This window comes from Actinomadura harenae (assembly GCF_003696215.1).
Taxonomy (GTDB): Bacteria; Actinomycetota; Actinomycetes; order Streptosporangiales; family Streptosporangiaceae; genus Spirillospora; species Spirillospora harenae.
In genome coordinates, this window is the sequence record NZ_RFFG01000059.1 from 1 (window position 1) to 21,113 (window position 21,113).

General features: G+C 73.1%; 22 protein-coding genes. 15 read left to right on the forward strand and 7 right to left on the reverse strand.

All coding sequences use genetic code 11. The annotated features are described in order from the left end of the window. Positions 1–648: hypothetical protein (locus tag EBO15_RS44470; RefSeq protein ID WP_199744848.1), on the forward strand; the 648-nt coding region annotated here is incomplete at its 5' end. Here the strand turns inward: EBO15_RS44470 and EBO15_RS27725 are convergent. The 3 genes from EBO15_RS27725 to EBO15_RS27735 are packed head-to-tail and all read right to left on the reverse strand — an operon-like array spanning position 641 to position 3,503. After that, complete coding sequence (locus tag EBO15_RS27725; protein WP_122197433.1) at positions 641–1,801, reverse strand: lipid-transfer protein; 1,161 nt, start codon at positions 1,799–1,801, stop codon at positions 641–643. The genes EBO15_RS44470 and EBO15_RS27725 overlap by 8 nt on opposite strands. Positions 1,802–1,827: 26 nt before the next feature. Continuing rightward, positions 1,828–2,292, reverse strand: coding sequence for a Zn-ribbon domain-containing OB-fold protein (locus EBO15_RS27730; RefSeq protein ID WP_122197397.1), 465 nt, complete (start codon positions 2,290–2,292; stop codon positions 1,828–1,830). After that, positions 2,289–3,503 carry an MFS transporter gene (locus EBO15_RS27735; RefSeq protein WP_122197398.1) on the reverse strand — a complete coding sequence of 405 codons (1,215 nt, stop codon included), beginning with the start codon at positions 3,501–3,503 and terminating at the stop codon, positions 2,289–2,291. The genes EBO15_RS27730 and EBO15_RS27735 overlap by 4 nt, the downstream gene beginning before the upstream one ends. Before the next feature lie 80 nt (positions 3,504–3,583). Between EBO15_RS27735 and EBO15_RS27740 the strand changes: the two genes are divergently transcribed. The 5 genes from EBO15_RS27740 (at position 3,584) to EBO15_RS27760 (ending at position 7,854) form a co-directional block, all read left to right on the forward strand. Beyond that, positions 3,584–4,477: a LysR family transcriptional regulator gene (locus tag EBO15_RS27740; protein WP_122197399.1), complete on the forward strand. Its 894-nt coding sequence runs from the start codon at positions 3,584–3,586 to the stop codon at positions 4,475–4,477. 57 nt (positions 4,478–4,534) lie between these two features. After that, positions 4,535–5,302, forward strand: coding sequence for an SDR family oxidoreductase (locus tag EBO15_RS27745; protein ID WP_122197400.1), 768 nt, complete (start codon positions 4,535–4,537; stop codon positions 5,300–5,302). Between the two features lie 9 nt (positions 5,303–5,311). Beyond that, complete coding sequence (locus EBO15_RS27750; protein ID WP_122197401.1) at positions 5,312–6,271, forward strand: LLM class F420-dependent oxidoreductase; 960 nt, start codon at positions 5,312–5,314, stop codon at positions 6,269–6,271. Between the two features lie 132 nt (positions 6,272–6,403). Further along, positions 6,404–7,489 (forward strand): alpha/beta hydrolase, encoded by a 1,086-nt coding sequence (locus EBO15_RS27755; protein WP_122197402.1) that lies wholly within the window; start codon positions 6,404–6,406, stop codon positions 7,487–7,489. Positions 7,490–7,560: 71 nt separating this feature from the next. Further along, positions 7,561–7,854, forward strand: a complete 294-nt coding sequence (locus EBO15_RS27760; RefSeq protein ID WP_122197403.1) for a Fe-S cluster assembly protein HesB — start codon at positions 7,561–7,563, stop codon at positions 7,852–7,854. A gap of 74 nt (positions 7,855–7,928) precedes the next feature. Here EBO15_RS27760 and EBO15_RS27765 read toward each other — a convergent pair whose 3' ends face one another. The 3 genes from EBO15_RS27765 to EBO15_RS27775 form a co-directional block, all read right to left on the reverse strand. Continuing rightward, a complete protein-coding gene (locus EBO15_RS27765) occupies positions 7,929–8,117 on the reverse strand; it encodes a hypothetical protein (RefSeq protein WP_122197404.1) in 189 nt (62 codons plus the stop codon). A 74-nt stretch (positions 8,118–8,191) separates the two neighbouring features. Continuing rightward, positions 8,192–9,286, reverse strand: coding sequence for a hypothetical protein (locus tag EBO15_RS27770; RefSeq protein WP_199744850.1), 1,095 nt, complete (start codon positions 9,284–9,286; stop codon positions 8,192–8,194). Further along, on the reverse strand, positions 9,283–10,350 hold the full coding sequence (locus EBO15_RS27775) for a phosphotransferase family protein (protein WP_158628365.1): 1,068 nt from the start codon (positions 10,348–10,350) through the stop codon (positions 9,283–9,285). The genes EBO15_RS27770 and EBO15_RS27775 overlap by 4 nt, the downstream gene beginning before the upstream one ends. A 108-nt stretch (positions 10,351–10,458) precedes the next feature. On the opposite strand from EBO15_RS27775, the gene EBO15_RS27780 reads away from it, so the two are divergent. From EBO15_RS27780 to EBO15_RS27800, 5 genes are all read left to right on the forward strand, one after another. Next, entirely contained in the window at positions 10,459–11,100 is a 642-nt protein-coding gene (locus EBO15_RS27780) for an MBL fold metallo-hydrolase (protein ID WP_122197406.1), read from the forward strand. 5 nt (positions 11,101–11,105) lie between these two features. Further along, positions 11,106–11,759 (forward strand): HAD family hydrolase, encoded by a 654-nt coding sequence (locus tag EBO15_RS27785; RefSeq protein ID WP_122197435.1) that lies wholly within the window; start codon positions 11,106–11,108, stop codon positions 11,757–11,759. A gap of 135 nt (positions 11,760–11,894) precedes the next feature. Next, positions 11,895–12,074, forward strand: coding sequence for a PspC domain-containing protein (locus EBO15_RS27790; protein WP_122197407.1), 180 nt, complete (start codon positions 11,895–11,897; stop codon positions 12,072–12,074). A gap of 166 nt (positions 12,075–12,240) precedes the next feature. After that, a complete protein-coding gene (locus EBO15_RS27795) occupies positions 12,241–15,951 on the forward strand; it encodes a hypothetical protein (RefSeq protein ID WP_122197408.1) in 3,711 nt (1,236 codons plus the stop codon). A 9-nt stretch (positions 15,952–15,960) separates the two neighbouring features. Further along, positions 15,961–16,608: a PhzF family phenazine biosynthesis protein gene (locus EBO15_RS27800; protein WP_122197409.1), complete on the forward strand. Its 648-nt coding sequence runs from the start codon at positions 15,961–15,963 to the stop codon at positions 16,606–16,608. Between the two features lie 61 nt (positions 16,609–16,669). On the opposite strand, the gene EBO15_RS27805 is transcribed toward EBO15_RS27800, so the two are convergent. After that, on the reverse strand, positions 16,670–17,245 hold the full coding sequence (locus tag EBO15_RS27805; protein ID WP_122197410.1) for a PadR family transcriptional regulator: 576 nt from the start codon (positions 17,243–17,245) through the stop codon (positions 16,670–16,672). Positions 17,246–17,307: 62 nt separating this feature from the next. Between EBO15_RS27805 and EBO15_RS27810 the strand changes: the two genes are divergently transcribed. From EBO15_RS27810 to EBO15_RS27825, 4 genes are all read left to right on the forward strand, one after another. Then, complete coding sequence (locus EBO15_RS27810) at positions 17,308–18,477, forward strand: FAD-dependent oxidoreductase (RefSeq protein WP_122197411.1); 1,170 nt, start codon at positions 17,308–17,310, stop codon at positions 18,475–18,477. Positions 18,478–18,597: 120 nt separating this feature from the next. After that, positions 18,598–19,881 (forward strand): MFS transporter, encoded by a 1,284-nt coding sequence (locus tag EBO15_RS27815; RefSeq protein WP_233616468.1) that lies wholly within the window; start codon positions 18,598–18,600, stop codon positions 19,879–19,881. 143 nt (positions 19,882–20,024) lie between these two features. After that, positions 20,025–20,327: a hypothetical protein gene (locus EBO15_RS27820; RefSeq protein WP_147481675.1), complete on the forward strand. Its 303-nt coding sequence runs from the start codon at positions 20,025–20,027 to the stop codon at positions 20,325–20,327. A gap of 107 nt (positions 20,328–20,434) precedes the next feature. After that, positions 20,435–21,001, forward strand: a complete 567-nt coding sequence (locus tag EBO15_RS27825) for a methyltransferase family protein (RefSeq protein WP_122197414.1) — start codon at positions 20,435–20,437, stop codon at positions 20,999–21,001. The last annotated feature ends 112 nt before the right edge of the window (positions 21,002–21,113 follow it).

The following is a 21,113-nucleotide window of genomic DNA, read 5'->3' on the forward strand; positions in this document are numbered from 1 at the left end:
GCGGCGGCGGTGGCCGTGGCGCTGGTCGTCCAGTACGCGCCGAGCGGCAGGGGAGCGGCGCACGGCGGGACGGCCGGCGGCGGGGCCGCGAACCAGGCGGGAGCCCACTCGTCCGCGCCGTCCGGCGGGACCGGGCCGGGCTCCCCGAGCGGCTCCCGGACGGCGACGGGCTCCGTCGGCGGCATTCCCGGGGACAAGATCACCGTCCAGCCGCTCGACGCGCACTTCACGGACCTCGCCTGGAAGGACGACCACACCGGCTGCCTGCCCAACTCGCGGACCGACCCCGACGCCCCGGCCGAGCTCCAGACGAGCGCGCCGCGCTCGACCATGGACGTCAAGGCCGGAGGGACGACCCGGCTGGCGATGCGCTTCAAGTACACCTGGCCCACCCGCTACTACGTGGCGGCCCAGGTCCGCCAGCCCGCTTCCCTCCAGGGCAGCGACTCCAGCGGAGTCGTCATCAGCAAGCCGAGGCTCCTGCCCACCAACGGCGACTACGCCGAGTTCACCTTCCCGCAGGACTTCAGCGGCGAGGCGGCCACGACCGCGGCCCTGGTCAAGGGGACCTACACGGTCCTCTGGCTGCACGTCCACCCCAACGGGGACGCCTACTACCTAGGCTGCGACGGCTTCGCAGTCAGTTGATGGCGATGAGGGCGGATCCGTGGCCGAAGAGGCCCTGGTTGACGGCTATGGCGGCTTTGGGGGTGTCGGGGACCTGGCGGGATTCGGCCTGGCCCCGGAGTTGCCAGGTGAGTTCGCAGGCCTGGGCTATGGCCTGGGCGGGGATGGCCTCGCCGAAGCAGGCGAGGCCGCCGGACGGGTTGACGGGGACGCGGCCGCCGAGGGTGGTGGCGCCGGAGCGGAGGAGGGCCTCGGCCTCGCCTTCGGGGCAGAGGCCGAGGTCCTCGTACCAGTCGAGTTCGAGGGCCGTGGACAGGTCGTAGACCTCGGCGAAGGAGAGGTCGGACGGGCCGAGGCCGGCCTCCTCGTAGGCGGCGTGGGCGATGGCGGCGCGGAACGGGCGGTCCGGAGGCGGGACGGTCATGGCGGAGTCGGTCGCGAAGTCCGGCAGGTCCAGGACGGTCTTGGGGAACGTCGGGGTGACCGTCGAGAGGCCCGCGAGGCGCACCGGGTTCGGGACGCCGTGGCGGCGGGCGAAGTCGACGGAGGTCAGGACGAGGGCGGCGCCGCCGTCGCTGGTCGCGCAGATGTCGAGGAGGCGCAGCGGGTCGGCGACGACGGCGGACGCGCGGACGTCCTCGACCGTGACCTCCTTGCGGTAACGCGCGTTCGGGTTGGCGAGGCCGTGCCGGGCGTTCTTGACCTTCACGGCGGCGAAGTCGTCGGTGGACGCGCCGTACAGGGCCATGCGGCGGCGGGCGTAGAGCGCGAAGTAGGTCGGGTTGGACGCGCCGAGGAGGCGGAAGCGCAGCCAGTCCGGGTCGTCCGGGCGGTCGCCGCCGACGGGCTTGAAGAAGCCCTTCGGGGTGGTGTCGGCGCCGACGACGAGGGCGACGTCCGCGAGGCCCGCGAGGATCTGGGCGCGGGCGTTCGCGATGGCCTGGGCGCCGGACGCGCAGGCGGCGTAGCAGCTGGACACACGCGCGCCCGACCAGCCGAGGGCCTGCGCGAACGTGGCGCCGGAGATGAAGCCGGGGTAGCCGTTGCGGATGGTGTCGGCGCCCGCGACGTACTGGACGTCCGGCCAGGTCAGGCCCGCGTCGGCGAGGGCGGCGCGGGCGGCGGCCAGGCCGTACTCGACGAAGTTGCGGCCCCATTTGCCCCACGGGTGCATGCCCGCGCCGAGGATGGCGACGTCGTTCACGGGAGCGGCCTCCACATCCAGACCGTGTGGACGGCCTCGTCGTCCTCGAACAGGACGCCCTCGGTGAGCTCGACCTCCATGCCGACCGACAGGTCGTCCACGGTCACGTCCGGGACGGCCTGGCCGAGCACGACCACGCGTTCGGCCTCCAGTTCGACCGCGACGATCGTGAACGGGCGGAACGGGTCGGCGGCGACGTACGGGGGCGGCGGCTGGTAGCGGGCGTCGGTGTACGACCAGACGCGGCCGCGTGACGAGAACGCGTAGGGGGCGAGTTCGGAGCCGTCCTTGGGGCCGGCGCAGCCGGGGTTGCGGCAGGCCAGCTCGTTGCGGGGGAAGTAGGGGGTGCCGCAGGACGCGCAGCGCGTGCCGAGCAGGCGCGTCGTGCCGTCCGCGGCGGTGAACCATCCGTCGACGGCGGGCCGCCGGGCTTTGGTGTCGCGCTGCTGGGTGTCGCTCACCGGCGCAGTTTACCAACCAAGCGCACGCTCAAATCAAGGGTGGACGCGGCGAGCAGGGCGACGCCGTAGAGGGCCAGGACGTAGAGGGCGGTGGCCGTCCAGTGGCCGTGCTCGAACGCGACGCCGCCCGCCGAGCCGCCGATCGAACTGCCGAAGTAGTACGCGAACAGGTACAGCGCGGACGCCTGGGCGCGGCCGGTGCGGGCGCGCAGTCCGACCCAGCCGCTGGCCACCGCGTGCGTCCCGAAGAACCCGCAGGTGAAGATCAGCAGGCCGACGCCGATGAGGACGAGCACCGGCGGCAGCGTCAGCAGGAGCCCGGCCGCCGCGAGCACGATCGAGCCGAGCAGGACGGGCCGCTTCCCGATCCGGTCGGCGAGCGTCCCGGCACGGGCCGAGAACGCCGAGCCCGCCAGGTTCGTCACCGCGATCAGCGACACGACCGCCAGCGGCAGGTGGAATGGCGCGTCCAGCAGCCGGTAGGTGAGGAAGTTGTAGACCGTGACGAACCCGGCCATCGCGGTCAGCGCGACGAGGTAGAGGCGGCGCAGGCCGGGATCGCGCAGGTGGGCGAGTAGCGGACGGTAGTCGACGCGTCCGGGGGTGAAGAAGCGGGACGGCGGCAGCAGTGCCCAGAACGCGAGCGTGAACCCGAACGCCACGAGGACGGTCACCGCGAGCGCCCAGCGCCAGCCCGCGACGTCCGAGACCAGGCCGGGGACGAGCCGTCCGAGCACGCCGCCGATCCCGGTCCCGGCGACGTACCGGCCCATCGCCCCGCCCAGGGACGCGCCGTGCACCTCGTCGGCCAGGTAGGCCATCGCGACCGCCGGGACGCCCGCGAGCGTGGCGCCCTGCACCGTCCGGACGACCGCCAGCTCCGCGAACGTCGAGCACAGCGGGATCGCCAGCCCGACCAGCGCGGACGCCACCGACGACACGATCATCACCCGCGTCCGGCCGAACCGCTCCGACAGCGAGCTGACCGGGACGACCGCCAGCGCGACCGCGCCCGTCGCGAGCGACACCAGCAGGCTGGCGCGCGCGGGGGAGACGGCGAACGCCTCCGACAGCTGCGGCAGGAGCGCCTGCGTGCAGTAGAGGGACATGAACGTGGTGAGACCGGCGGCGAAGAGGGCGAGGTTGATCCGGCGGAGCCCGGCGGAACCGGCCCGGTGCCGTTCGAGAGGGGGTGCGAGGACGGCGGTCATGCCGAGAAGCGTGCGTCCGCGAGGACTGATGCGTCCAATGACGGTTCCGACGTCGATCGATGCGTGATACGCATGAGGGCATGGACCTCCAGACGGTGCGCTGGTTCCTCGCCGTCGTCGAGCACGGGCATGTGACGAACGCCGCAGCGGAGCTGCGCGTCTCGCAGCCGGGCCTGTCGCGCGCGATCGGCCGGCTGGAGCACGAGCTCGGCGTCCCGCTGTTCGACCGGGTCGGACGCGGCGTCGAGCCGTCGCCGTTCGGGCGGGTCTTCGCCGAGCACGCCCGCCGCCTCGTCGCCGAGGACGAGGCCGCCCGGCGCGCGCTCGCGCAGGCCGCGGACCCCTCGCGCGGCGAGGTCGCGCTCGCGTTCCTGCACACGCAGGGGCCGTCGTTCGTGCCCGATCTCGTCCGGCGGTTCCGGGAGACGCGGCCCGGTGTGACGTTCCGGCTGTTCCAGGACCGGTCGGCGCGGATCGTCGCGGCCGTCCGGGACGGGCGCGCCGACCTCGCGATCACCAGCCCGCGCCCGTCCGGGACGGACCTCGGGTGGCGTCCGCTGGTGACCGAGCGGCTCCTGCTGGCCGTCCCCGAGGGGCATCCGCTGGCGCGCCGCCGCCTCGTCCGGACGGCGGAGCTGGCGGGCGAGCCGGTCGTGGCGTTCCGGCAGGGCGCCGGGCTGCGGACGATCGCCGAGGAGATGTTCGCGCGGGCCGGGATCGCGCCGGAGATGCCGTTCGAGGGCGAGGAGTCGGCCACCGTCCGGGGGCTGGTCGCGGCCGGGCTCGGCGTCGCGATCGTCGCGCCGCCGCTGCCGGGCGAGGCGCACGGCGTCGCCCACGTCCGCCTCGCCGACCCCCTCGCGGTCAGGACCATCGGCCTGACCTGGTCGGACGGACGCACCAGGCCGCCGGTCGCCGAGGCGTTCCGGCGGTTCGTGCTCACCCCGGGCGGGACCCCGGAGGCCACTAACTGACCCGTCAGTTACTTCGGTACAGTGACATCGAGCCAGATGCGAACGAGGAGTGGACACATGCGGACTGGACTTGAGGGCAAGACCGCGCTCGTCACGGGCGCGTCCCGGGGGATCGGCAAGGCGATCGCGACCGCGTTCGCCGCCGAGGGCGCCAACGTGGTGCTGTCCTCGCGCAGGCAGGAGGCGCTCGACGAGGTCGCCGCCGAGATCCGCGCCGCCCACCCCGGCGCCCGCGTCCTCGCCAAGGCCGCCCACGTCGGCGACGCCGAGCAGGCCGCCGCCTGCGTGGACGCCGCCGTCGCCGAGTTCGGCGCCCTGGACGTCCTGGTCAACAACGCCGGCACCAGCCCCCACTTCGGCGCGATGACCGACATCACCCCCGAGGCCGCCGCCAAGACCGTCCAGGTCAACCAGTTCGCGGTCGTCCAGTGGACGCAGCTGGCGTGGAAGGCGTCCATGGCCGAGCACGGCGGGTCGATCGTCAACATCGCGTCCGTCGGCGGCCTGGTCACCGAGCACGGCATCGGCTACTACAACGCCACCAAGGCCGCCGTCATCCACATCACCCGCCAGTTCGGGATGGAGCTGGCGCCGAAGGTCCGGGTCAACTGCATCGCCCCCGGCCTCGTCCGCACCGCCCTCGCCCGCGCGCTGTGGGAGAACAACGAGGAGCAGATCAACAAGTACATGCCGCTCGGCCGGATCGGCGAGCCCGAGGACATCGCGAACGCCGCCGTCTTCCTCGCCGGGTCCGCCTCGTCCTGGATGACCGGCCAGACCATGGTCGTCGACGGCGGCGCCACCATCCGCCCCTCGATCGCCTAGGGGGACGCGATGCCGCGCTGGGGACTCACCCTTCCGCTGACCGGCGTCCCGCTCGCCGAGCACGCCGCGCTCGTCGCCGAACTGCCGTCCCTCGGCTACACCGACGCCTGGTCGGCCGAGACGAACGGCACCGACGCGTTCACCCCGCTCGCCCTCGCCTCGCAGTGGGCGCCCGAACTGCGCCTCGGCCCGGCCATCGTGCCGGTCTACACGCGCGGCCCGGCCCTCCTCGCCCAGCAGGCCGCGACCCTCGCCGACCTCGCGCCCGGACGCTTCGTCATGGGCATCGGCACCTCGTCCGACACGATCGTCTCGCGCTGGAACGGCATCCCGTTCGAGGAGCCGTACCAGCGCGTCCGCGACACGCTGCGCTTCCTGCGCCGCGCCCTCGCGGGGGAGAAGGTCAAGGAGGACTACGCGACCTTCTCGGTCCAGGGCTTCAAGCTGGAGAAGGCCCCCGACGTCGCGCCGCCGATCGTCCTCGCGGCCCTCCGCCCCGGCATGCTCCGCCTGGCGTCCCGCGAGGCCGACGGCGCGATCACCAACTGGCTCGCCCCCACGGACGTCCCGAAGGTCCGCGCCGAACTCGGCGACGACCCCGAGCTGATCGCCCGCCTCTTCGTCTGCCCCACCGAGGACGCCGCCGAGGCCCGCGCCATCGGCCGCTGGATGATCGCCGCGTACATGACCGTCCCCGTCTACCGCGCCTTCCACGCCTGGCTCGGACGCGGCGACGCCCTCGCCCCCATGAACGAGGCGTGGGCGGCGGGCGACCGCAAGAAGGCCCTCGAGGTCATCCCGGACGAGGTCGTCGACGACCTCATCGTCCACGGCTCCCCGTCCGCCTGCCGGGCCCGCATCCGCGAGTACGTCGACAACGGCCTCACCACCCCCGTCCTCGCCGTCGTCCCCAGCGGAACACTCTCCCCGGCGGAAGCCGTAAGAGCCCTGGCCCCCACCAACGACTAGCCCACGGCACGAAATCCGGCCCCCGGGGGCTCCGCTCATTTACGGGGTGTTCACGTTGGATTCGGATGGGTTCTCTAGGGTCGTCGCGCTGCACCTTCGGGCGGTGCGCACGTTGACGGGGGACCGATCCGGATGTCGTTGTTGGGCTGGCCGCTGCTCATCCTGTTCGTCGTGCTCGCCCTGGGGGCGCCGGTCGGGTGCCTGATGGCGTGGAACCGCGTGCCGGGGCCGGACGCGGTGCGGGTGACGGCGCGGCTCGGCATGATCGCGTTGTGCCAGGCGACGGCGTTGATGCTGGTCGGGACGTTGCTGAACCGCAGCCTGCACCTGTACCCGACCTGGGCGGACCTGTTCGGAACCGCCGGACGCAACGGGAACATCGAGGCGGCGGGCCCGACGCTGACCCGTCCCGCGGGCGGACGCGGCCTGGACGAGGGCGGGTTCCGGTTCGACCGGGACAGCCGGACGCACGTCGGGCACCCGAGCGGCGCGGTGTCGGGGATCCGCGCCGAGGTCCGGGTATGGCTGCCGCCGCAGTACGACGACCCGGCCTACCGGGGACGCCGGTTCCCGGTGATCGAGCTGCTGCCGGGGTTCCCCGGGTCGTCCTGGACCTGGTTCGGCGCGCTGCACGTCGCCGGTGAGCTGGAGAAGGCGATGAGGAACGGCCAGGCCAAGCCGTACATCCTGGTCTCGCCGACGATCACCGTCCAGCCGGGCCGGGACACCGAGTGCACCGACATCACGGGCGGGCCGCGGGTCGCGACGTGGCTCACCACCGACGTCCGGACGGCCGTGACCCGTGACTTCCGGGCGCTGCCGAACGCCGAGTCGTGGGCGACGATGGGGTACTCGACCGGAGGGTTCTGCGCGGTGAAGCTGGCCGAGCAGCGGCCGGACCTGTTCCGCGCGGCGGTGAGCCTGGCCGGGTACTTCAAGCCGACGTCGCCCGACATCACGCGCGACGCGAACGCCGTCCACGCCAACAGCCCGATGGAGCTCCTGACGACGCGTCCGCCCGTGGACCTGCTGCTCGGCGGGACCCGGACGGACAGGGGGACGGCCTCCGCGATCGACGCCATGGTGGCGCACGTGCAGCCGCCGACCAGGGCGTTCACCTACATCCTGTCGAACGGCGGTCACCTTCCGAAGGTGTGGGAAGGGATGCTGGCGAAGTCGTTCGACTGGCTCACGCAACGCGTGACGGGCCCGAGCTGAGTGTTTACGGACGCGGAACGAGGGCAAGGGGTGCGCGTCCGAATCACTTGGCAAAAAGGAAGTCAGCTCCCATGCTCACCCTGACCAGCGACGCCGTCCAGGTCATCCGCACCGTCACCGCCGACCCGCAGCTGCCGCCGAAGAGCGGCATCCGGATCCAGGCGGGCATCGACGGCTCCGAAACGCTCAAGCTCTCGGTCGCGCCCGCGCCGGAGGACGGCGACGAGGTCGTCGACGAGCAGGGCGCGCGGGTCTACCTGGAGCCCGCCACCGCGAAGATGCTCGAGGACATGACCCTCGACGCGACGGTGGACCCGAAGGGCGACGTCGCGTTCACCCTCACCGGACCCCCGACCGAGGTCTGACCCACCGCTCCCGCCCACCGCTCCCGCCCACCGCTCCCGCCCACCGCTCCCGCGCGGCGGTTCAGCGTGGCGGTTCAGCGACCGGCCGCCAGGACGACCAGGAGGACGACCACGCCGAGGGCGAGGGTCGTGAGGAGGCAGAAGGCGGCGATGACGGCGCAGGCCAGCCCCTTGGGCTGGTCGCGCCAGTTGCCGTAGTGTCCGCGCACCTGCCGGTCCAGCTCCTCCCGCGAGGGTCCGCCCGTGGCGTCTCCGGTGTCCACGGCGGTCAGTCTCGCAGACGGCCGCCGGGTCGGCGGACCGTCCACCGGAAGCGTCACCCTGGGTAGGCAGAGCGTCACTCTGGGAACGTGGGGTGCGGCCCCAGCGCCCAGTACTCGAACAGGCCGTATCCGACTCGGCCTGATCCGTCCTGGTACTCGTAGCGTCCGACGGCGTCGACCATGCCCCACATGCGCGCGGCGTCCTCGGGGATCCGGGTGTCGTAGGCGACGCCCTGGACGACCGGCTCCGGCCCCTGGTACATGCCGTGCTTCCAGTCCGGTTCGAGGCCGTAGCCGGTGCCGACCATCAGGTGGACGGGCAGGATCGGCGTCACCTTGATCTCGAACGGCTTGCCCGCGGGCGGGTGGAAGGCGAGCGTCGCGGTGACGACGTCCCGGGTGCCCTCGGCGTAGACGGGACGGTAGTCGAGGCGTCCGAGATGCTCGGGTTCGCGGTCCGGATCCGGGAAGACGCGGACGGCCTCCTCGAGGATCCGGCGTCCCTTCTCGTCCTCCTGGAGGATGCAGAGCACCGAGTGGTCCTCGAACTGGAACGGCGCGTAGACCCAGTAGAAGGTGCCCGGATTCCTGACCTGGATGCCGGGCGGCTCGGGTTCGCCGACGGGGCGGATGCCCCACGAGCGGTCGCGCGATCCCCAGTAGGCGTCGGGCGTGACGTCGATCCGCTCGCCGTCTAGGACGATGTGGCCGGTCCAGCGGCCGGTCTGGGCGAGGCGGCGCGAGTCGAACATGACGCGCTCCTGCCAGCGCAGGTAGTGCGGCGGTTCGAGCTGCGCGGGGATGGACGCGTCCCAGGTGAGGTCGAACGAGAGGCCGTTCCCGGTGTCGGCGAGGACGACGCGCAGCCTCCGCAGGCCCTCGATGACCTCGACGCGGAACGGCCCGACGGTGGTGTCCATGCGGTCCGCGCCGAGCTCCCGCGACGCCCGGACGACCTTGTGCCACGGCCCGCGGCGGACGACCGCGAACGCGTCGGTCACGCCGAGGTTCGGGTACTGCCCGACGCCGACCAGCATCATCAGCTCGCCGGACGTGTCGTGGACGTTGAAGTAGTAGCGGTCGTAGAAGTTGCGGTCGGAGGTCGCGACGTGCCGCATCACCTCCGGGGCCTGGTGGATCGGGTAGTCGTCCAGGGGCGAGAGGGTCACGCGAGGCCTCCCAGGATGCGGTCGAGCAGGCGGGTGCAGTTGTTGTCGTGCGGGAAGGCGTCGTCCGGCTCGATCCAGCCGAAGTCGATCATCGCCTGCCCGATCCGGGACATGATCACGGCGAACTTGAACCCGGACAGGACCTCGTAGAACTCCATGTCCCGGACGGGACGCCCGAGCAGCCCGGAGTACCGCCGGGTGGTCTCGGCGGCGGACGGGAAGCCCGGCAGCCGCGGGACGCCGATGCCCTCGCTGTGGTGCCGGTCCAGGAACAGGAACCAGGCGAGGTCCTCCTCGGGCGCGCCGAGGACGGCGTTCTCCCAGTCCAGGACGGCCGCGGGCACGCCCTTCCGGAAGATCACGTTCCCGATCCGGGCGTCGCCCCAGAGGACCCTCGGCGCGTCCGGTTCGCCGGGGCGGTGCGCGCGCAGCCAGTCGAGGGCGCGCAGGGCGGTCTCCTGCGGCCCGTCGTAGGCCCAGTGCAGGTAGTGCTCGTAGTAGTTGAGCCGCTGGTCCAGGCCCGTCCCGCCCCACTCCGGCTGGTCCAGGAAGCCGAGGCCGAGGTCGTCCGGGTCGAGCCGGTGCAGCTCGGCGAGGATCTCGAGCGTGGACCACCACATCGCGGCCCGCTCCTCCTCCGCGACCTCGGTGACCCAGCCGTCCATGTGGTACGGCGGCATGTCGGTCGGGACGCGGCCGTCGACGCGTCCCATCACGAAGAACGGCGCGCCGAGCGGCTCGTCGGACGGCTCGTACCAGCGGATCGGCGGGACGGGCACGCCGGTCCGCTCGTCGAGGACGCGCATCAGCCGGTACTGCTCGGCGAACCGCGGCTCGGGGAAGACCTGGTAGCGGGACGGCGCGACCCGCGCGACGAGCGGTTCGTGCCGCGCGGTGCCGTCGGGGGCCGTCCAGGCGGCGTCGAAGATCAGCGTCTCGGAGGAGAACCCGCTGGTCTCCGGGGTCTCGATCCTCGGGACACGGGCGCCGGGCAGCCGGCCGGCCAGCCACCGCGTCAGCGCGCGGCGCGTCACCTCGGGATCGCGTTGGTCGGGTACCGGCACGGGCACCTCCGGAAAGTGAAACTAGAACGTGTTCTATCAACGTCGTCCGGCCCGGTCAATGGGCGGGCGAGGTGCGGGGCCGGGACGCGGACATGAAAAAATCGGCCCATGCGTCTCACCAAGCTCGGCCACGCCTGCGTGCGGCTCCAGAAGGACGACCGGACCCTCGTCATCGACCCCGGCGCGCTCACGCCCGAGACCGACGCGCTGGACGGCGCGGACGCCGTCCTGGTCACCCACGAGCACTTCGACCACTTCGTCCCGGACCGGCTGCGCGCCGCGATGGCCGCCGACCCCCGGCTCGACGTCTGGTGCTCCCGCGCGGTCGCCGCGTCCCTCTCCGACCTGGGCGGACGCGTCCACGAGGTCGGGCACGGCGACGCCGTCACCGTCGCCGGCTTCGACGTCCACGTCTACGGCGAGGACCACGAGATCCTCCACCCGGACGTCCCGCCCATCCCCAACACCGGGTTCCTGGTCGACGGCGAGGTCTTCCACCCCGGCGACGCGCTGACCGTGCCGTCCGAGACCGTCCGGACGCTGTGCCTGCCCGGCAACGCGCCCTGGATGAAGGTCTCCGAGCTGTACGCCTACGCCCGCGCCGTGAACCCCGAGCGCGCGTTCGTCATCCACGACGGCCTGCTCAACGACGCCGGCCTCGGCGTCATGAACAAGCACGTCGACGCCGCCGGCGAGGAACTCGGCCGCGACTTCCGCCGCCTGACCCCCGGTGAGTCGGTGGAACTGTGACGAGCGTGCGCATCGACGCCGTCTTCTTCGACATCGGCGAGACCCTCATCAACGAGGGCGAGATCTACGGCCGCTGGGCCGACTGGCTCGGCGTCCCCCGGCACACCTTCCTCACCGTCCTCGGCGCCTTCATCTCCGAGGGCGCCACCAACATGGACGTGTTCGAGTACTTCCGCCCGGGCTTCGACCTGGAGAAGGAGGAGAAGGCGCGCGCCGACGCGGGCGTCCCGAACGGGTTCGGGCCGTCCGACCTGTATCCCGACGTGCGCGCATGCCTCGCCGGGCTGCGCGCCCAGGGCCTGTTCATCGGCATCGCCGGCAACCAGCCCGTCGAGGCCGCCGAGCAGATCGCCGCGCTCGACCTCGACGCCGACGTCCTCGGGATCTCCGACGTCTGGGGTGTCGGCAAACCCGACCGCGAGTTCTTCGAACGCTGCGCCCAGCTCGCCGACGCGCTGCCCGAACACGTCCTGTACGTGGGGGACCGGCTCGACAACGACGTCCTCCCGGCCGCCGACTTCGGCATGCGCACCGCCTTCCTGAGACGCGGGCCCTGGGGCCACATCTGGGACGACCCGGAGGCCGAGACACGGGCCACCTTCGTCCTCGACGACCTGGCCTCCCTCCCCGAGCGCGTGGCCCGGTTCAACTCCCCCTAAGGGATCCCCCCTAGCTCCGGAGTAGGGCATGCGAACCAGCCGTTAGGGCGATGTGAGGCGGGGTGTCCGCTTCGTAGCGTTGTTGTCGTGGCCGCGAAACCGGCGGTCCGACGATCCGCAAGGGAGAACAACGACATGAACGGCCTCTACCGTCCTCGCCACGGTCGCGTCATCGCTGGCGTCTGCGCGGGCATCGCCCGGCGCTTCGGGATGAGCCCGTGGACCGTCCGCCTGCTCGCGCTGCTGTCCTGCCTGCTTCCGGGCCCGCAGTTCGTCGTCTACATCGTCCTCTGGATCATGCTGCCGAGCGAGTAGCGCGCCCGCCACCGTCCGGGACGCCCCGCCCGCCGCCCGGCGGGCGGCGTTGACCCGGCCGAGTCAAGGCGGCGCCGCCGCGCCGGGCCGATTACGCCCCGTTCGCTGGAACGGGGGCCCGGCGGGGTGTTAGATCTGGGGGTACTTCCGAAAAAGGAAACTCCCTGTGCCGGACCTCCCCCCGCCGACCGCGACCGGCGCGCACGCCGCCCCGGACCCGCTCGCCGTGACGCGCGCCCTCCTGCGCCATCTCGGCGAGCTGTCCCGCGCCCGCGCCCGCCGCGGCCCGTCCGGCCAGCCCCCACCGAAGGAACAGCCGGCGCCGAAGGAACAGCCGGCGCCGTCCGACCCTCCGCCCCAGGACCCCGGCCCCGGTGGGCAGGCGGGGGACGGTGGCGAGGGACGGGCCGCCGCGTCCGGGACGCACTGGTTGTCGGAGCTGCCCGCCGAGGTGTTCGTCGAGGCGGAGGCGGGGCCGGGGCAGGTGCTGTTCAGCGTGCCGCTGATCCCGCTGCGGCCGCCGTCCGTGCCGGTCGAGTTCGACACGTGGCTCGAGATGCGGCACTGGTACCGGGCCCTGCGCGACCTCGCCGACCAGGACCTGGCGCTCGTCACGGGCCTCCTGTCGTGGCGTCCCCCGGAAGGCCCGCCGGTGCGCGGGCACCTGCTGTCCACGCCCGTCGAGATCAGCGTGGACGACCGGACCGAGCGCGTCGACGTGATCGTCGCCGGGCCGACGACCCCGCTCGACCACGAACTGCTCGCGGACGTGCCCGGCTACCAGCCCGGCCACGCCGCCTGGGTCTGGGACGCCGTCCAGGCGGGCCAGGGGTTCGCCCTGCGCGCGTCGGTGTCGGACGTCCTGCGCAAATGGTGCGCGGCCGCGTTCGGTGAAGACGGCGCCCCGGGCGTCGTGTACCGGGACGACTGGGCGCCGGGCGGACCACCGGGAGAGATCCCCTCGGTGCGCCTCGCGCCCGCCCTCGTCGTCCGGCGGCGCCCGCGCAGCACCGGCCTCGCGGCCCACTACGACCAGCTGATCTCCAGCCTCACCGACCCGCCGCCGGACGGCCTCGTCCGGTTCCTGGCCGCCGACCTGCGCGTCCTGCACGTCCCGGACCCGGAACCGCACGCCGCCGCCGGGCTGCTCGCCGGGATGACCGCGCAGGGCCGCCGCGTCCTGGTCGTCCGCCCGGACACCGACACCGGCGGCATCCCGCCGCGCCCGGACCTCCCCGAGGTCCCGCCGCTCACCGACGGCGAGACCGCCGAACTCCTGCGCCTGCTCGGCCGCCGCACGCTCGCGCCCCCGGCCGACACCGCCGCGCTGCCCGACCCGAACCGGATCCTCGCGCTCGTGAACGTCGAACGGGCCGTCCCGCCGGAGGCGTCCGGCGAGGTCGCGCGCCGCCTCCGCCAGTTCGACCCGGCCGTCCTGGCCCGCCTGACCGGACGCGTCGCGCAGGTGGAGGGCATCCTCAACGAACTCGGCCTCGGCGGGCACCCGTCGAGGTGGACGGGCGCCGACCCCGCCGCCCGCGCCTTCGCCGACCTCCTCGGCCGCCGCAACCTCAAGGCCTGGGAGCGCCTCGCCGAGCTGACCGTCCAGGCCGACCGCGCCCTCCGCGCCCTCCGCTCCCTGCGGGGCCGCCGGATCGTCGTCCCGCCGGAGCCGTCCGCCCGCGACCTCGCGGACGCCGCCCACGAACTCCGCGCCCACCTCCTCACCGGCGGCACCCTCAAGCGCGGCCCGATGCGCTCCGCCGCGCAGCGCAAGGCCGAACCCCTTCTCGCCACCGTCACGGTCGACGGCCAGCCGCCGGCCACACTCGCCCTCCTGGAGATCGTCCTCACCCACCTCACGGCGGAGATCACCGTCCAGGACCTGCACTACACCTGGGACGCGGCGGGCGTCCCCTTCCGCACCGACCTTCCCCTCGCCGACCGCGCCGCCCGCTTCGCCGAGGCCCACGCGCGGCTGGCCCGCGTCCGCATCCTCACCCCCGTCCTCACCGAGGTCGCCGAACTCGGCATCCCCCTGACCCACCCCCTCCAGTGGCACGGCCTGACCATCGGCCTCGCCGCCGCCCGTCTCGCCGCCGAGGCGGACCGCGCCACCGCCGCCCTCACCCACCTGCGCGACGCCGTCGACCCGTCCCTCGGCGACGTCCGGGCCGCCCTGGACGCCCGCGACCCGGACGCCTACGCCCGCGCCCTCCACGCCCTGGCGGACGCCCACCGCGTCCGCACCCGCCGCGACGCCCTCCTCGGCCGCCTCCACGCCGTCCACCCGGACCTCGCGGCCCGCATGACCGCCGACCCGTCCGCCTTCGCCCCCCTCGCCCGCACCTGGACGACGTCCTGGACCGCCGCCCGCCGGATCGCCCCGGACGCCGTCCCCCTCTGGGACGTCCCCGCCGTCGCCCCCGCGGCCCCCGACTCCCTCGACGCGATCATCCTCGACGACGTCCACGACGCGGGCCCCGAGGCCCTCTTCCTCCTCTGGTACACCACCCGCGTGATCCTCCTGGGCCGTCCGGGCGAGGACCTCCCGCCCCTGGACGCCCCCCGCCCGCCCCTCCCACAGGACCTCCACCACTCCCTCGCCCCCACCACCCCCCTCTACAAGGCCCTCCTCTCCCGAGCCCTGGAATCCCAAGAACCCCCCACCCGTGGACAAACGCCCGCCCGCCAAGAAGGACCCGCAAAGCCACAGGACGACGAGGCCCCGACTCCCGGCCAGGTCCCCCCGGAGGAGGACACCGGCCAAGCCACACCGCCGCCAGAGCCAGAGCCAGAGCCTGACGCGGTCCCCGGAGGCACGGACGACGCCGTCCGGACGAACGACGGCGAGAATCCCGCGCACAGCGAGCCGGACGCGGCGCCTGAAGGCGATTCGGCATCTGCGGCCGGTGCCTCCGAGCCCATTTCGCAGGACAGTGCTCCCGAGCAGACCGATGATTCCGGCGACAGTGCGGAGCACGCGGACCAGCCGGGAAAGGGTGCGCCGCCTGAAGGGGGCGACCCCGTGCAGGACGCCCCGCCCGCTGATGGGCCTGCGCAGTCTGGAGAGGCCGAGCAGGATCAGACGGCGCCACAGGCCGATGAAGGCGATGGAGCAGCGGCCCCCGGACAGCCTGAGGAGCCTGCCCCGGTCGACGATCCCCAGGGAGGAGACGCGGCTCGGAGTGAGGGGGCTGCGCGCGCTCTGGCTGGTGGACGTGGGGTCGGGGCCCTTGGCAGGTCCGCTGCTGAGGCATCGCTGGCGCGTGCTTTCGTTCCACGGCATGCGCGAGGTGAAGGACGTGACTCCGCTGACGGGGATCCGCGTGGCCAAGGGCCTGCGGGGAACGACGGCGCTGCGCGGGGGAGTGGTGCGTCCGTGCCCCGGCATGCGCGGGCTGAGGGATCCGGGCGTGATGAGGAGCGCGCGCACGTCGAGGGTCCTGCGGACGCCGAAGAGCGCCAAGACGCTGAGGTGGGCTCTCCCGTTGGAGGGCCCGCGGACGACGAGGCATCGGCGCACCTCGAAGAAGGCGCCGAGGCCGGAGGGCGTGCCGAGGTCGAAGGGCCTCCGCAGGGTGCCGTCCGTGCGGACGAGAAGGAGGGGGAGCCCTCGCGGAGTGAGGCGGACGCCTCCTCAGGGGCGGACGGCCAGGGGGAGGCCGTGCCGGCGGTCCGGATTGAGCCGGGGCGGTCGATTGTGAGCTATGCGCGGGACGACCTGCGGATTCTCGTGGAGCGGTTGCTGCGGGCGGCTCCGGGGCTGTCGGAGGACGAGGTGGTGGCTCGGGCCACGCGGCTGCTGGCGTGTCCGGCGGACGAGACCGAGCTGGTGGAGGTGCGGATTCGGTATGCGCTGCATGAGCGTGATTGACTCCGGTGCGTGACGGGTCATGAGGTGCTGCGGGTCTTCTGCGGGGCGGACGGGCGGTTCGGGAACGAGCTCGGCGTGGTGCTGGACGGCCCGGCCCTGGCGGCGCGGGAGGAACGGCAGGCCCTCGCGGGCAGGCTGGGCTTCAGCGAGACGGTGTTCGTGGACGACGCGTCCCGGGGAGTGATCGACATCTACACGCCCACGCTGCGGCTGCCGTTCGCGGGCCACCCCTGCGTGGGGACGGCGTGGTTGCTGGGCGTGCCGGAGCTGGTGACGGCGGCCGGGACGGTCTCGGTGCGCCGGGACGGGGACGTCACGTGGATCGCGGCGCGGGCGGACTGGGCGCCGGCGCGGACGCTGCGCGAGTTCGGGTCGTCCGGCCAGGTGGACGCGCTGGAGGTGCCGCCGCCCGGCGAGTGGGTCTACGCCTGGGCGCGAACGGACGAGGGGGCCGGGGACGCCCTGGGAATCCGGGCCCGCGGCTTCCCCGGGCGGGACGACGGGATCGACGAGGACGAGGCGACCGGCGCGGCCGCGCTGCTGCTGACGGCCGAGCTCGGACGGCCGCTGGTGGTGACGCAGGGACGCGGGTCGCAGATCTTCACCAGGCCGCTCGCGGACGGGATGGTCGAGGTCGGCGGTCGCGTGTCGCGATGAGCCCCCGCGGCCCCTGGAAGGCGAGCGACTGACCGGCCCCGAGCCGCCGGCCGCCGGCGGGTCAGGAGGTTGCGGACGTCCAGGTGAGGGTGCCTGCGCGGAGGGCTTCGATCGTCGACAGGAGCCAGGCGTGTTCGGCGGCGGTGATGGTCCGCGCGTATTCGGTTTCCAGGCCGGAAACGCGGTCGAGGCCATCGCGCGCGTTGTCGGCGAGGATCCGGTCGTGCTCGTCCAAGGCCGCGGACACGCGCGCGGCGCGCCCCTCCAGCGCTGACAGGGCCTCCTGGGGGGCGATCATCAGCAGGTTCGAGAGGGCGGCGGGGAAGTCGGGGAAGTCCTTGCGCGGCGTCGCGAGCATCTCCTTCATCCAGGCGCGCGCGGTGACGCGGCCCGCCTCGGTGATCTCGTAGACGGTCCGCTCGGGGTACGCGTGGTCGCGCTCGGTGGCGTGGACGCGGATGAGCCCCCCCTCGGCGAGCCGGTCGATCGCCCGGTGGAGGCTGGTCCGCTGGCCGACGTTGACGACCTGGTCCTTGCCCCACTCCTTGATCAGCCGCTGCATCCCGTACGGGTGCAGCGGCTTGTAGGTGAGTATCGCGAGGACGGTCAGCGCGAGAGGTGAGCTTCGGACGGCCATGGGGTCAGCCTAGGTCACCCGACTAGTTGCCACAACTCTAGTTTCTGTGTAACTATCGCCCCATGACGAACACCACGGAAGTGCGCACGGCCCTGGTCATCGGCGGAGGCATCGCGGGCCCCGTCACCGCCCTCGCGCTCGCCAAGGCGGGCATCGAGGCCACCGTCTTCGAGGGGCGCCCCGAGGCCGCCGACGGGGTCGGCGCGATGCTCAGCATCGCCCCCAACGGCCTCAACGCCCTCGCCGTCGTCGGCGCGGACGAGGCGGTCCGCAAGGTCGGCCAGCCCGTCCCCGGCGTCGTCATGCGGACCGGCACCGGACACGTCCTCGCCGACTTCCACGGCTTCCCCGGCCTGCCCGAGACGCTCGCCCTCGCCCGCGCCGACCTGTTCCGCGCGCTCGCCGACCACGCCATCGCGGGCGGCATCGACATTCGGTACGGAAAGCGCCTGGTCGGCGTGGTCGAGAAGGCGGACGGCGTGACCGCCGAGTTCGCCGACGGGACGACCGCCACCGCCGACATCCTCATCGGCGCGGACGGCATCCGCTCGACCGTCCGCAAGCTGATCGACCCCGGCGCCCCCGAGCCCGGCTACGGCGGTGTCCTCAGCTTCGGTGGCATCGCGGACGGTGGCCCGGACGCCCCGTCCGAGCCCGGCATGATGTCCTTCGCGTTCGGCCGGGCGTTCCTCGGCTTCTGGACGCTCCCGGACGGGCGCGTCGTCTGGTTCGGCAGCCTGCCGCGCGAGGAGCCGATGACGTCCGCCGAGGTGCGCGAGGTGCCGAACGAGGACTGGCTCGCGCGCCTGCGCGAGCTGTACACCGGCCACGTCCCCGGGGAGGCCCTGATCGGGCGGACCGCCCCCGAAGACCTGATGGCGGTCGGACCGATGGAGTTCATGCCGGACGTGCCGACCTGGCACACCGACCGGATCGTCCTGCTCGGGGACGCCGTCCACGCGCCGTCCTCCAGCTCCGGGCAGGGGGCGTCGCTGGCGGCCGAGAGCGCCGTCGAGCTGGCACGGTGCCTCCGGGACCGTCCGACCGCCGCCGAGGCGTTCGCCGCGTACGAGGCCCTGCGGCGTCCGCGCGTCGAGGCGATCACGGGTGACGCCCAGGGAAAGAACAAGGCCAAGGCGGGCAAGGCGGGCGACAAGCCGTCGTTCCCGACTCCTGAGCAGATGTTCGCCCACGTCCACAAGTTCCAGATCGACTGGGATAGCCGCATCTGACCGGCGCGGCACGGTCCCCCCTCGCCGCCTCGGGCTACAACCGGGGGTTGTGCCAGGACCCCCGGTCGTTGTTTGAGTGCGGGACGCCGGTGCGTGTTGGATCCGGGTGTGGCTTTCCGGTTGGCTCTTGGACGAGATTTCGCCTGGTTGTGGCGGGCGTACACGGTCAGTGCGCTCGGCACCTGGCTCGCGCTGGACGCGTTCCCGATGATCGCGGTCTTCGCCCTGCACGTGAACGCGGCGCGCGTGTCGCTCATCGCGGTGGCGGGCGGTGCGGCGGCGGCGCTGCTGGCCGTCCCGCTCGGCCCGTGGGTGGAGTTCCGGTCGAAGCGCCGGCTGATGATCCACTCGGATCTGGTGCGGTTCGCCGCGCTCGCGACCATCCCGGTCGCCTACCTGGCGGACGGCCTGACCTACACGCACCTGCTGGTGGTGTCGGTGATCGTCGCGGTCGCGAACATCGTGTTCACCGGGGCGTCCGGCTCGCACCTCAAGGCGCTGGTCCCGGCGGAGCGGCTCGGCGACGCCAACGGCAGCTTCGAGTCGGTGAACTGGCTGTCCACGGCGGTCGGGCCGCCGGCGGGCGGCGCGCTGATCGGGCTGTTCGGGCCGGTCGCGACGGTCGTGCTGAACGCGCTGAGCTTCCTCGGGTCCGCGGCCGCGATCCGCCGGATCCGCCGTCCGGAGCCCGCGCCGCCCGAACGCCACGCCGGGACGTCCCGCCGCGCCGAGATCGCCGAGGGCTGGCGGGTGATCGCCGCGAACCGCGAGCTGCGGACGCTGTTCATCGGCACCGTCCTGTACAGCGCGCTGGTCATGGCCGTGTCGCCGCTGATGACGTTCTGGATGCTGAACGACCTGGGCTTCTCGCCGCTGGAGTACGGCCTCGGCGTCGGCGTCCCCTGCCTCGGCGGGCTGCTCGGGGCGCGGGTGTCGCGTCCGCTGGTGACGCGGTTCGGGATGCGGCGTGTCACGGTCGTCTCGGGCGTCCTGCGCATTCCGGGCCTGCTCGGGCTGGCCTTCGTCGGGCCCGGCCCGGTCGGGCTGCTCGTGTTCATGGTGTCCCAGCTCGGCCTCATCGCCGGCTCGGGCGTGTTCAGCCCGGCGTTCGCGACCCGCCGCCTGGAGCTCTCGGGCGAGCGCACCACCGCGCGCGTCCTCACCGCGTGGAAGATCGGCGGGCAGGTCGGCATCGCGTCCGCGACGCTGCTGTGGGCGGGCCTCGCCACCGTGACCGACGTCCGGACGGCCGTCGCGATCGCCGGCGTCGCCCTCCTGCCCACGGCCGTCTTCCTGCCCTGGCGGGCGACGGGGTCCGTGGCGTCTTCCCCTCCCGAGCCCAAGCCCGAGCCCGCGCCCGAACCCGTCGCCAAGGCGGAGGCGGGTGCCGGGTCCGGGGGGTAAAGCCTGCCTCAGAACGTCCGGGAAAGGGCTGATAGATGCCGGTTCGCTTCTATGCCGAGGTGAGATTTCGGGGCCCCTGGAGGTAAGGCTTCCGTCACACTGCCCCGGATAGGTGTCGAGGAGCCCGTCCGACGGAGGCGGCCATGAGAAGCAGCGCCACGCGCCGGGAGCGGCGTTGGATGGAGCGCCTGCGCCACTGCCTGCTGGGCCTCGGCTGGGACGTCGTGCGCCGCTACGAGGACGAGCGGCCGCTGCTCCGCGTCCTGTCCCCGGTGAGCACCTGCATCGGTGACAGCGTCGTGATCGACGGCGGCTGGTTCCGTTCCGGGACGGGCGTCTGGCTGGCCCCCTGCCGCGAGGCGGACCGCGCCGCCGAGGCCGTGGCGCAACTCCTCGCCCCCTACGTGATAGCGATCGTGATGGCGCGTCAACAGGAGGACGAATGAGTGGTCCCCCGGGTGGACGCGCGACTTCCACCCCACCGCCGATGACTCACCGCAGGTCCGGCGACTACCGTCGGTGAACATCGGACGGAACATCGGCGGTGAAGGACATGGGTGTCTGGTTTTTCTATGCGGCCCTGATCGTCTGGCTGGCCGGGGAGGTCGGCCTCCGGGTCGTGGAGATGCGCAAGGCCGGGACGGTGCGGGTCAGCGAGCACGGGACGCTCGGGCTCTTCGTCGTCCTCGGCGTCGGCGGAACGGTCGTGGGCGCGGCGGTCGGCCGCGCGGTGCCGTCCCTGGACTGGCACGTCGGGTCGGCCGTGTACCTGGTCGCGGCGGCGGTCATGCTCGCCGGGCTGGTGATCCGGTTCTGGGCGATCGTGACGCTGGGGAAGTTCTTCCGGTCGAGCGTGCACGTCCAGGAGGGGCACGAGGTCGTCTCGGACGGTCCGTACCGGTTCGTCCGGCATCCGTCCTACACCGGGCTGATGCTGCTGTTCATCGGGGCCTCGCTGACCTTCGGCAACGCCCTCGCGGTGGTGATCTTCCTGGTGTGCGTGTCGATCGCGACGCTCGTCCGGATCCGGGTCGAGGAGCGCGTCCTGTCGGCCGAGCTGGGCGAGGCCTACCGCGAGTTCGCCCGCACGCGAGCCCGCCTCGTCCCCTACGTCTGGTGATGAGACGGCGTCTGGTGATGTGACGGCGTCCGGTGGCATGACGCCCCCGCCGGGCTCTGCGCCCAGGGCCTGCGACCTGGGCTCGGAGACCCGGGAGGCGAATCGTCGGAGG

Excerpts from the sequence above, each read along its gene's own strand:
- EBO15_RS27805 (WP_122197410.1), bottom strand. The coding sequence starts at position 17,245 with ATGGCCGTCCGAAGCTCACCTCTCGCGCTGACCGTCCTCGCGATACTC.
- EBO15_RS27825 (WP_122197414.1), top strand. The coding sequence starts at position 20,435 with ATGGGTGTCTGGTTTTTCTATGCGGCCCTGATCGTCTGGCTGGCCGGG.
- EBO15_RS27745 (WP_122197400.1), top strand. The coding sequence starts at position 4,535 with ATGCGGACTGGACTTGAGGGCAAGACCGCGCTCGTCACGGGCGCGTCC.
- EBO15_RS27790 (WP_122197407.1), top strand. The coding sequence starts at position 11,895 with ATGAACGGCCTCTACCGTCCTCGCCACGGTCGCGTCATCGCTGGCGTC.
- EBO15_RS27750 (WP_122197401.1), top strand. The coding sequence starts at position 5,312 with ATGCCGCGCTGGGGACTCACCCTTCCGCTGACCGGCGTCCCGCTCGCC.
- EBO15_RS27780 (WP_122197406.1), top strand. The coding sequence starts at position 10,459 with ATGCGTCTCACCAAGCTCGGCCACGCCTGCGTGCGGCTCCAGAAGGAC.
- EBO15_RS27755 (WP_122197402.1), top strand. The coding sequence starts at position 6,404 with ATGTCGTTGTTGGGCTGGCCGCTGCTCATCCTGTTCGTCGTGCTCGCC.
- EBO15_RS27760 (WP_122197403.1), top strand. The coding sequence starts at position 7,561 with ATGCTCACCCTGACCAGCGACGCCGTCCAGGTCATCCGCACCGTCACC.
- EBO15_RS27810 (WP_122197411.1), top strand. The coding sequence starts at position 17,308 with ATGACGAACACCACGGAAGTGCGCACGGCCCTGGTCATCGGCGGAGGC.
- EBO15_RS27725 (WP_122197433.1), bottom strand. The coding sequence starts at position 1,801 with ATGCACCCGTGGGGCAAATGGGGCCGCAACTTCGTCGAGTACGGCCTG.
- EBO15_RS27740 (WP_122197399.1), top strand. The coding sequence starts at position 3,584 with ATGGACCTCCAGACGGTGCGCTGGTTCCTCGCCGTCGTCGAGCACGGG.
- EBO15_RS27820 (WP_147481675.1), top strand. The coding sequence starts at position 20,025 with ATGAGAAGCAGCGCCACGCGCCGGGAGCGGCGTTGGATGGAGCGCCTG.
- EBO15_RS27735 (WP_122197398.1), bottom strand. The coding sequence starts at position 3,503 with ATGACCGCCGTCCTCGCACCCCCTCTCGAACGGCACCGGGCCGGTTCC.